Source organism: Rheinheimera sp., from assembly GCF_020217005.1.
Classification (GTDB): domain Bacteria; phylum Pseudomonadota; class Gammaproteobacteria; order Enterobacterales; family Alteromonadaceae; genus Pararheinheimera.
This window is the reverse complement of sequence record NZ_JAIWOI010000206.1, coordinates 1-10000: the sequence shown is the minus strand read 5'-3', so window position 1 is coordinate 10000 and position 10000 is coordinate 1. Positions and strand designations below refer to the sequence as shown.

The 10000-nt window shown below is 47.5% G+C and carries 10 protein-coding genes; 6 read left to right on the top strand and 4 right to left on the bottom strand.

The genetic code is table 11. The features are described 5' to 3' along the window. A partial coding sequence (locus tag LDL40_RS10115) for an ATP-binding protein (protein ID WP_300995217.1) occupies positions 1-220 on the top strand: 220 nt, incomplete at its 5' end. Then, positions 208-1617, top strand: coding sequence for a nitrogen regulation protein NR(I) (glnG, locus tag LDL40_RS10110; RefSeq protein WP_300995216.1), 1410 nt, complete (start codon positions 208-210; stop codon positions 1615-1617). The genes LDL40_RS10115 and glnG, both read left to right, overlap by 13 nt. 95 nt (positions 1618-1712) lie before the next feature. Here the strand turns inward: glnG and LDL40_RS10105 are convergent, their stop codons facing one another. Together LDL40_RS10105 and LDL40_RS10100 are read right to left on the bottom strand one after the other, a co-directional pair. After that, positions 1713-2411, bottom strand: coding sequence for a hypothetical protein (locus tag LDL40_RS10105; protein ID WP_300995214.1), 699 nt, complete (start codon positions 2409-2411; stop codon positions 1713-1715). A 146-nt stretch (positions 2412-2557) separates the two neighbouring features. After that, positions 2558-3766: a Xaa-Pro peptidase family protein gene (locus LDL40_RS10100; RefSeq protein ID WP_300995213.1), complete on the bottom strand. Its 1209-nt coding sequence runs from the start codon at positions 3764-3766 to the stop codon at positions 2558-2560. A 98-nt stretch (positions 3767-3864) separates the two neighbouring features. On the opposite strand from LDL40_RS10100, the gene LDL40_RS10095 reads away from it, so the two are divergent. Further along, positions 3865-4743, top strand: a complete 879-nt coding sequence (locus LDL40_RS10095; protein ID WP_300995212.1) for a LysR family transcriptional regulator — start codon at positions 3865-3867, stop codon at positions 4741-4743. Here the strand turns inward: LDL40_RS10095 and LDL40_RS10090 are convergent. Continuing rightward, positions 4740-5255 (bottom strand): hypothetical protein, encoded by a 516-nt coding sequence (locus LDL40_RS10090; protein WP_300995211.1) that lies wholly within the window; start codon positions 5253-5255, stop codon positions 4740-4742. The genes LDL40_RS10095 and LDL40_RS10090 overlap by 4 nt on opposite strands. Positions 5256-5472: 217 nt before the next feature. Between LDL40_RS10090 and LDL40_RS10085 the strand changes: the two genes are divergently transcribed. Further along, positions 5473-7101, top strand: a complete 1629-nt coding sequence (locus LDL40_RS10085) for a methyl-accepting chemotaxis protein (protein ID WP_300995210.1) — start codon at positions 5473-5475, stop codon at positions 7099-7101. Between the two features lie 77 nt (positions 7102-7178). On the opposite strand, the gene LDL40_RS10080 is transcribed toward LDL40_RS10085, so the two are convergent. Continuing rightward, entirely contained in the window at positions 7179-7634 is a 456-nt protein-coding gene (locus tag LDL40_RS10080; protein WP_300995208.1) for a Spy/CpxP family protein refolding chaperone, read from the bottom strand. Positions 7635-7792: 158 nt separating this feature from the next. Here LDL40_RS10080 and LDL40_RS10075 point away from each other — a divergent pair, with 158 nt between their 5' ends. Both LDL40_RS10075 and LDL40_RS10070 read left to right on the top strand, forming a co-directional pair. Continuing rightward, complete coding sequence (locus LDL40_RS10075; RefSeq protein WP_300995207.1) at positions 7793-8488, top strand: response regulator transcription factor; 696 nt, start codon at positions 7793-7795, stop codon at positions 8486-8488. After that, on the top strand, positions 8488-9849 hold the full coding sequence (locus LDL40_RS10070) for an ATP-binding protein (protein WP_300995205.1): 1362 nt from the start codon (positions 8488-8490) through the stop codon (positions 9847-9849). Before LDL40_RS10075 ends, LDL40_RS10070 begins: the two co-directional genes overlap by 1 nt. Positions 9850-10000: the final 151 nt, after the last annotated feature.

Sequence of the window (10000 nt, the reverse complement as noted above, 5' to 3'; positions counted from 1 at the left end):
AATAGATAATGGTCCGGGCATTCCACCGGAAATTAAAGACACCTTATTTTTTCCTATGGTCACAGGCAAACCTGGCGGTACAGGTTTAGGTTTGTCGATAGCTCAAACTTTAATCCACCAGCATGGTGGTTGGATTGATTGCGAAAGTTGGCCAGGGCAAACCGCTTTTACTTTGTATTTACCGCTCAATAACTCTGGAGAAGATCAATGCAGCAAGTAGTCTGGATTATTGATGATGACAATTCGATCCGTTGGGTGTTGGAAAAGGCGTTAGCGCGAGCTGACATTGCCTGCGAAAGTTATGCTTCGGCTGATTTAATGTTGCAACGTTTGCAATACGAACAACCTACTGTAGTAGTGTCCGATATCCGGATGCCGGGCACTGATGGAATGGCATTATTGACCAAATTGCAGGAATTATCACCAGAATTACCTGTGATCATAATGACAGCACACTCCGATCTGGACAGCGCGGTGAATGCCTTTAAAAAAGGCGCCTTTGAATATTTGCCCAAACCTTTTGACGTCAATGAAGCCGTGTCGCTGATCCAACGTGCCTTAGCCCATAGTCAGGCCAAACAGCCGAAACAGCAGGCAGTTGCGCAAACTGAAGTGCCGGAAATTATTGGCGAAGCTCCAGCCATGCAGGAAGTATTTCGTGCTATTGGTCGTTTATCACGGTCCAGTATCAGCGTGCTGATCAATGGTCAGTCAGGTACGGGTAAAGAGTTAGTGGCTCACGCGCTGCATAAACACAGCCCACGCTCCGAACAACCTTTTATCGCATTGAATATGGCAGCTATTCCAAAAGATTTGATTGAATCAGAACTGTTCGGCCATGAAAAAGGTGCCTTTACCGGCGCAGCCAATTTGCGTAAAGGCCGTTTTGAGCAGGCCGATGGCGGCACTTTATTCCTCGATGAGATTGGGGATATGCCACTGGATGTGCAAACTCGTTTATTGAGGGTGTTGGCAGATGGTCAGTTTTATCGGGTTGGTGGTCATCAGGGCATCAGTGTCGATGTGCGGATAATTGCGGCGACGCACCAGAATCTCGAGATCCTGGTCGCGGAGGGTAAATTCCGTGAGGATTTGTTCCACCGCCTGAACGTGATCCGAATTCAAATTCCGGCGCTTAAAGACCGTAAGCAGGATATTCCCAAACTGGCGCAACATTTCCTGCAGCAAGCGGCCCGCGAGCTGAATGTGGAAGCAAAAAACCTGGCGCCTGAAACAGAAAAATTTTTAGCCCAGCTCGACTGGCCAGGCAATGTGCGTCAACTGGAAAACAGCTGCCGCTGGCTGACTGTGATGGCCAGTGGCAAACAGGTGTTGCTGTCCGACTTACCGCCGGAATTGACCGCCGCACCGAAAGTAGTAGTCAGCTCTGCTGCTGGTGGGCAGCAGAGCTGGCAAGAGGCGTTAGCGGCCTGGGTCAGCCAAAAGCTTAACGCAGGCGAAGAAAATATACTGGCAGAAGCAGGACCGGAGTTTGAAAAAATTGTACTTCAGCAAGCGCTGCATTATACCCATGGCCATAAACAGGATGCAGCCAAGCGTCTGGGTTGGGGTCGCAACACCCTGACCCGTAAACTAAAAGAATTAAACATGGAGTAACAGGTTCGAATGAGCAGGGCAGATTTAACTACTGCCCCGCTCAATTGGAGAAAAATCCAGCCAGAGTCTCGCGGAGCCCTCTGGCCGGCAGGAAATCAGAAGGGTTCCAACGCTATTTCAATACTGGTGTAATACAAGGCAGTTAAACCTTCGTGCCCAGAGTCAGTGCCAACAAACAACCAGGCTTGCCCCTGAGCGTTGCTATAGACAGGAATACGGTCTGCGGTAGTGGTCTGCACTGTCTTCTCAGCAAATTTACCGCCGTCGCAATCAGCACCTGCTGTAGCTATATCACCTATCACTTTTGCATTTGCACCAGATTGTGCCTGATTACCTTTATCCAGATTCAGGTAGTACCCTTCCTGTTTTGGTTCTTTGTCACCATAACCAAATTTCAGATAAACACTTTCACCCGGAGATCCACCTATTCCCATACACCCTACCCCAGCGTCAGACAGGAAACTCAGGCGTACGCGAGCATAATATTTAGTGGACGGTTCTAAACCTGAGAATTGCCGTTTAAGGAACATAAACAGGTCATCACTTCGATTCATGCCTGAGATGAAGTAGCCTGATTTTTGTGGATTCTGAGGTAACTTTTTAATACCGGATTCCAGTTCAAAGATCTCAGCATTATCAACAGGATAGTCTGAAAACCCTACGGTCCAGCCTTGAGCTCCTGCATTAAAATCATAATTAAAGGCACGCCCGTCTTCGGGATTAAGATCTACATTACAACCAGTTAACCCGGCGACAGCCACAGCCACACTCAGTATCACAGCCACACGCTTCATTGCAGTTCTCCTTTTGTTGCCGTCAGTCTAAAAGCAACAAAAACAAAACTTGTGACCATTTGTAATGGTTAAGTTGATAAAGGTTACCGGGTATAAATAAGGAACATGCCAGCCCTGACAAGGGCTGACATCAGAGGCAGGCAATACTAACTAACAAAAGGCTGATCAATAGCAATAGCGGGTTGCGTAAACCAACGCGGACCCGATGCTGTCATATAAAAGTGATCCTCAAGCCGGACACCAAACTCCCCTGGTACACAAATCATGGGTTCATTGCTGAAACACATGCCGGTAGCTAGAGGCGTTTGTTCGTTACGCACCAGATAAGGACCTTCGTGAATATCCATACCTATGCCATGACCTGTTCTGTGTGGCAGACCAGGCAAGGCGTAATCTGGCCCTAAACCATAAGATTCCAACACCTCCCGGGCAGCAGCATCGACCAAACCACAAGCAACCCCTGGTTGTGCCGCCGCGAAAGCCGCTGCCTGAGCTGCTTTTTCGATCGACCAAATCTGGCGTTGGCGCTCTGTTGGCAGCCCGAATACATAACTGCGGGTAATATCAGACACATACCCCAGTAAACGACAACCAGTATCAATCAATACCATATCACCGGATTCTAGATGTTTAGGATTTTTCACGCCATGGGGATACGCAGAATCGGGACCAAATAACACGATACAAAAGTAGGAGCCGCTGGCGCCCACTTTACGATGGGCTTCATCGATAAAAGCTTCGACTTCAGCTGTGCTGATACCTTGATACAGGATACTGGCAACGGCCTTGTGCACTGCTAATGTCATATCCATAGCGCGTTGCATAATGGCAATCTCAGCTGCTGATTTCAGTGCTCGACAGCCCTGAGTAATCACTTTGCCGCTCACCACCTGTTGCAGAGGATTGGCCTGACGTAAACCTTCAAAGATAAAAAAGGCGCTGCTGTCATCCAGTGCCAATACTGGTTCTGCTTTAGCACAGCGCCGTTTTAGCGCGCCAAGCAGCAACTCGTAAGGATTTTCATGTTCATGCCATCCTAATACTTCAGCTTGTATCACCTGAAAGCCTGTCAGAGTGGGGATCTCAAACACCGGGCTGATATAAACCAGTTGCCCTTCCGCTGGCAGCAAAGCGCCAACTAACCGCTCACTGGCATACCAGACTGTGCCTGTAAAATAGCTTAAGTTAGTGCCTGCATTGAGATACAAAGCATCAATCCCTTGCTGTCGCATCAGTTGCTGCGCTTTGTCTATCCGAGCCTGATATTCAGCTGCACTGATAGCTTCTACACCAGCAGTCATGGGCTTTAAGCTATCCAGCGCTTGTTGTTTGGTTTTACCACCTATCTGACTCATCACTCACCCCGTTTTTCAGTTGATAGTCCAGAGTATGCAACTCTGACTGCATGAATTAAAATGATATTAATTCAACAAATCATGAATTGGATTCATCCATGCTACCACCACTCAAAGCTTTACAAGCCTTTGAAGCCACAGCCCGACTGAAGAGTTTTAGCAAAGCGGCAGAACAGCTTTTTGTTACTCAAAGTGCTGTCAGTCATCAGGTAAAACTACTGGAGGATTTTATTGGTCAGCCATTGTTGCTCAGACAAAACAAAAGTGTGGAGCTGACTCAATCGGGGGATATGCTGTATTCGGTGGTAAGGGACTGTTTTGTCCGGTTAAATTCAGTTACCCAACATTTGCTGAATCAACCGCCGGTTCAGCTTAAAATTTTGGCACAAACTTCTATTGCCGTGGAATGGCTGGCACCGAGACTGGAGCAGTTTAAGCGGCAACAACCTGAACTGGATACTCTGCTGGACATGGCCTCTATGGCCAACAACGCTGATCCGGAACACTATGACATTATACTGGGCACCTGGCCCGCTCCTGCTGGTTTTGTCAGCCGTCAGCTGCGCACAGAGTATTGGTATCCCGTCTGTGCGCCAGCTCAGTTTCAGTTATTAGTTCACCATACCGCAGCCGAATTATTGCAGTATCCACTTTATAGCTCAGAAACAGGGGAAGACTGGCAGTTATGGTGCCAGCATCAGCAGCTGCGTAGCCCGGCAGCCTTGCAGCTCCGTTATGTCAATCTGGCTTTATTGGCGACCAAAGCCGTGAGTGGCGGCTTCGGTTTTGCCTTGTCGAATGATTTTATCGCGGGACCTGCCCTAGTCAGCGGTCAGCTGATTGCGTTACGTCAATTCAGCTATCAGCTGCCCTGGGGTCAGTATCAGGTGCACTATAAAGCAGATAGTATGCAAAGCACTGCCGTGGAGCTTTTTGTAAAGTGGCTGACCGCGGAATTACAGCCAGCCGCGGTTTAAAATTCAGTGCGCTGAGCGTAAGCACGCCAAAACATCACGGCACAGACAAAAAATACAAAGGCCAGCACCAGCGGCAAGCTGTTCCATTTGTTCATCACTATGATGTTATCTTCAGGCCATAGCAGTTTTTTATTGGTAGCGGATGTCCGCACACCGTGGATTAAAAAATCACCGACTTTGTTTTCAATAAAAAATATCAGCTGATTTTCCTTGTTTAAAAAACCGTATAACTGCTGAGTGTTATCGCAGTCCTGCCTGTCCTGCAGCGGCAACCACTCAGTCGACAAGCTGCTACGCAGATAAATAATACCTTTGCGATCCGCTCCCGGGTCACATTGCATACCACTCAGAACAGCTGGTACCTGCAATAAATCAGAGCCATCGCTTTGCACACTGTATTTTGGGATCCATACAAACACAGCAATAGCTGCTGCGGTAAGTAAAAAACTAAACAAGCTACTCCACTTTAAGCGCTTCGGACTCCAGTTCAGATAAGACAAGCTTTTTTTCATAATATCCCCCCCTAAAATCAAGATGGCTAAGTTAGCAGTATCCCCGACTTTAGCAAAGTTAAAAGCTCAGGACGTCTTGCTATTGATTTCTGTGTGGCGATCAGGTCGCCCTCAGATGACTTAAATCTGTCACAAACTTAAGAAGCCGCTCAGTTTGGTCGCTACAAGCATCCAACCACTCTTATCTACTCAGACAGCAACTGCACAAGGATCATAAATGTTAAAAAATATCTCAGTCAAAACAGGAATTTTGCTGATACTTGCCATCTTCAGTTTTGCGTTGTCCAGCCTGAGCCTTTATAGCTGGTCAAGTGCACGGAGCAACGACCAGGGGATGCAGGATCTCTATCGCATGGCGGTACTGCAGGTAAATCCATTAAGTGACACTTACGGCATGATGATGCGTAGCCGGATAGCCTTAGCCGCAGGTTTTGTCGAATTGCAAGCCGGTGAGCAAGACAAAGCTGAAGTCAGCGCCAGCCGCTCAAAGAAGTTTTTGTCAGAAGCACATCCACGTTTTAAACAATTTGTTGATGCAGGTTTAGAGGGAAAACAAAAAGCACAAGTACAAAAACTTCAGCAGCTTTTTACGGCCTATGACGCCGCTGTAAATGAATCTATTCAGGCTTTAGCTAAAGGTTCTACTGAGCATTATATTACAGCCAACCTGAAAGCCCGTGACGCCAACGCAGTCTTTCAGGAAGAGATTCAGGCTTTTATGCAAGGCGCTGAACAAGCAAATAGTAGCTACATGGAAATGGCAGGTACGCGTTATCAAATGTCCATTGGGCTCACAGTGTTTTTTATGCTGCTGACTCTGACTTTGTTATTCGGAGCCTGGTGGTTTATGCAAAAAGTTTTACTGCAACCGCTTGAACTGGCTGTGCGACATTTTGAATGGATGGCATCAGGTGACTTAACCCGAAGGATACAGGTTAAGACCAACAATGAACTGGGTCGCCTTTTTGCTGGTTTAGAACATTTGCAACAAAGCCAAAAGCTGACCATCAGTCAAATTAGCGGAACAGCAACGCAGCTGGCCTCCGCTGCGGAAGAGTTAAATGTAGTGACCGCGCAAAGTTCTGCCAGCCTGGCTATGCAAAACGCCGAACTGCAACAAGCAGCCACAGCTGTTAATGAAATGACAGTTGCGGTAGAAGATGTCGCGCAAAACGCAGTATCCACCTCTGATGCCTCTATGGCGTCAAACAAACTTGCACTGCAAAGCCGCAGTGAAATGCAACAAACCATAGAAGAAACCCGGCTGATGACAGAAGAAATGCAGCAATCAACTCAACTGGTGCAGCAACTCTCAACTCAAGCTAAAGATATTGGCCAGGTACTGGATGTGATTAGAGCCGTAGCCGAGCAAACAAATTTACTGGCGTTAAATGCGGCGATCGAAGCGGCCCGCGCTGGTGAAGCAGGCCGGGGCTTTGCTGTTGTTGCCGATGAAGTCCGAGCTCTAGCTTATCGAACTCAGAATTCTACCCGCGAAATTGAGCAAATGATCATGCAAATACAACAAGGTACAGTTCAGGCCGTGCAGGCTATGCACAACAGTAGCCAAAGAGCTGACGTCACTCTTGCACTGAGCAACAAAGCAGGCGAAGCGCTGGAGCAGATAGTGCATTCGATCAGCCATATCAACGATAGAAACTTGTTGATTGCCACAGCATCGGAGCAACAAGCTCATGTTGCCCGTGAAGTTGACCGCAGCCTGGTCACTATCCGCGATTTGTCGTTGCAAACTGAAGCAGGTGCTGAGCAAACCACCATGGCAAGCCGCGATTTATCTGCTATGGCAGCTCAGTTGATTCAGATGGTACAAAAATTCAGGCTTTAAACTAAGCCTGATACAGCGCACAGCAAAAACAACAAAACGGCAGTCTCAACAAAGGCTGCCGTTTTTTTCAGCTGATATCAGGACTTGGCTTCAGCTCTGGCTTTGGCTTTTTCCTGCCATTTCTGCTGCCGTTCTGCCAACTTAGCTTTTTGCTCTGTCGTCAGCACTTTATTGATCTCGAATTGCAATTTGGCACGGGCAACGTCTTGATCCAGTTTGTCTTTTTGTTTAGATTCCAATAAAGCTCTGACTGCAGCTTCGTCAAAACTTTCCGCCTGCACCAAAGCTTTTAGTTGCTCCATTTCTGGTTTCACTTGATCAGGTTTCGGCATGGTAGCGCGATGCTGTTCCATCAGAGCTTTAATCTGCTCTTTTTGCGCCTCGGATAAATCCAATCCTTTTAAGGCTTTCAGATGAAACCCCATGGCCGGTCCATGACCTTCATGACCTCGTTCCGGACCAGCAAAACTGCTGATGCTGTTGGTAGCCATTAAACCGCTGAATACTAATGCAATCACTGTAGAATATTTCATAATGTCTTTCCTCATTTGCCATAGTTGGCCTTTATTGCGACAGTGATAGCTTAAGATATTGAATGCAAAGCAGCGCAAAGCCAACGTAAAGGTTGTGTAAAGGAGTGCAACAAGGTCACTTAGTCTTTTACACTGGCAGAAAAATTTCCGGAGCCCGCATGACTTCCATATTAATGATTGATGACGACGTGGCACTGACCCAGTTGGTGGCGGAATATCTGCAGCTGGATGGTTATCAGTTTAAGGCAGTACATCAGGGACCCGAAGGTTTGGAGTTGGCTAAATCCAACGCCTTTAACCTGATTCTGCTGGATATTATGCTACCAGGCATGGATGGTCTGACGCTGCTAAAACAACTGCGGCAACACAGTTATTGCCCGGTATTAATGCTGACTGCCAGGGGGGACGAAATAGACCGTGTCGTTGGGTTAGAGCTAGGGGCCGACGATTATCTGGCGAAACCCTTTAGCCCACGCGAGCTGGTGGCGCGGATCAAAGCTATAGTGCGTCGGGTCGAACTGATACAGCAGCAACAACAACCTCAATTAAGCACGGTTCAGGTCAACAGCTTGCGGTTGGATAGCGCCAAAAGGCAGATTTTTGTGCAAGACAATACACTGATATTGACCGCAACCGAATACCAAATTCTCGAGCTTTTGATGCGCCACGCCGGCGATGTGGTCAGTAAGGAAGATCTAAGTCAGCTGGCTCTGGGTAAAAGACTGCAACTTTATGATCGCAGTCTGGATATGCATATTAGTAACATCCGTAAGAAAATTGCTCAGTACGATGAAGGCGAAAAAATCCAGACCTTAAGAGGCCTGGGTTACTTATTACTGAAAGGCGAGCATTGATGAATCGGGCAAGTTTTAATCCGGTGAACTATCTGGCTGGCCGCATTTTTTTGTGGTTTTGGCTGGTGCTCTCCGTGGCTGTCGCTGGCGCTATTTTGCTGGCCAGAGGCTGGCCTGAGCAAACTGAAATCCGGCGCTTGCCTCACCCTGTGGCTGAGCAATTCAGGCATCTGAAAGAACATTTTCAGCCTTTTGCCAACTTAACTACCCTGCAACGGGATTTGGAACGTAAGTACAAAGGCCGTTGGCTGATGGTCGATGTGGATAACAATCAGCTGTTAAATCCAGAATCCTTGCCTGCCCAGTTTGATCCTAACTGGCTAACCGAGCTGTCACAGCTAAACAGACCGCGCTTGCTGGTACATAAAAATACTTTTGTTGCCGGCCCTTTGCTAACGCTCATCTCAAATAAAAACATCGCCTTGTTCCAGTTAAAACAACGACCTGAACAAGCCTGGTGGCAACTCCATGCCCTGCCGGAAGGCTCTTTACTGACCTTACTGCTGGCGGTATCGGCAGTCGCCAGTTTAATTCTGGCTTTATCTATCACCAGACCTTTACGCGAGTTAAGTAGCAGCCATATGAAATTCGCTCAAGGCGAACTAGATAACAGAGTCAAAGCGCTGGCAGCCCGAAAAGATGAACTCGGTGATTTAGGCCGCGGTTTTAATACCATGGCTACCCAAATAGAAAGCCTGATCCATAATCAGCAACGATTACTGCGAGATGTATCGCATGAGTTGCGATCTCCGCTGACACGATCCCAATTAGCTTTGGCATTGCAACAACGCCAGGGTGACAATCCCCAATTGCAACGTATTGAAATGGAATTAAAACTGCTGGATCAATTGCTGGATGAGTTACTGACCTTTAGTAGACTGGATGCAGGTCAGTATCCACTGGAAAAACAGCCACTGGATTTAACAGAATTACTCAATGCCATTATCGAACTCAATCAGTTGGAAGCTGATGCCAAACAACAACAGGTTCAACTAAATGCACCAGAACAATGCTGGTTGGACGCCGACCAAAGACTATTAGGACGAGCTATCGAAAATGTGCTGCGAAATGCGATTAAATACAGCCCGGCAGCTAGCTTGATCCTATGCACTTTAACAAGACAGGAACAACAGCTTGAGTTACAAATCCAGGACCAGGGGCCCGGAGTGCCAACTGAAAGTTTGTCACAGATCTTCGCGCCTTTTTATCGGGTCTCTGCTGTACGGGAGCATCAGAATGGCACAGGCTTGGGTTTGGCTATCGCCGCCTCCGCTATCAGACAACATCATGGTAGTATCAGTGCTTCGTTGCCAGCCACTGGCGGCTTGTTAGTCCGCATAGTATTACCTCTGACCCACTAAGGATCTTTGAGTGCCAGCATCATTCCCCCCCCTTTTGACGGCAAACTTTACAGAACAGCAACTGGTAAAGGCTCAAGCTGTATTGCAGCAATTCTGGCAACGAGGTCAACATCAGTCTTTTTTGAGTTTTGACCAGACCAGAATTTGCTAT

Bases quoted from the DNA above. Each gene is read 5' to 3' on its own strand.
- LDL40_RS10095 (WP_300995212.1), top strand. From the start codon at position 3,865: ATGCTACCACCACTCAAAGCTTTACAAGCCTTTGAAGCCACAGCCCGA.
- LDL40_RS10105 (WP_300995214.1), bottom strand. From the start codon at position 2,411: ATGAAGCGTGTGGCTGTGATACTGAGTGTGGCTGTGGCTGTCGCCGGG.
- LDL40_RS10075 (WP_300995207.1), top strand. From the start codon at position 7,793: ATGACTTCCATATTAATGATTGATGACGACGTGGCACTGACCCAGTTG.
- LDL40_RS10080 (WP_300995208.1), bottom strand. From the start codon at position 7,634: ATGAAATATTCTACAGTGATTGCATTAGTATTCAGCGGTTTAATGGCT.
- LDL40_RS10070 (WP_300995205.1), top strand. From the start codon at position 8,488: ATGAATCGGGCAAGTTTTAATCCGGTGAACTATCTGGCTGGCCGCATT.
- LDL40_RS10085 (WP_300995210.1), top strand. From the start codon at position 5,473: ATGTTAAAAAATATCTCAGTCAAAACAGGAATTTTGCTGATACTTGCC.
- glnG (WP_300995216.1), top strand. From the start codon at position 208: ATGCAGCAAGTAGTCTGGATTATTGATGATGACAATTCGATCCGTTGG.
- LDL40_RS10100 (WP_300995213.1), bottom strand. From the start codon at position 3,766: ATGAGTCAGATAGGTGGTAAAACCAAACAACAAGCGCTGGATAGCTTA.
- LDL40_RS10090 (WP_300995211.1), bottom strand. From the start codon at position 5,255: ATGAAAAAAAGCTTGTCTTATCTGAACTGGAGTCCGAAGCGCTTAAAG.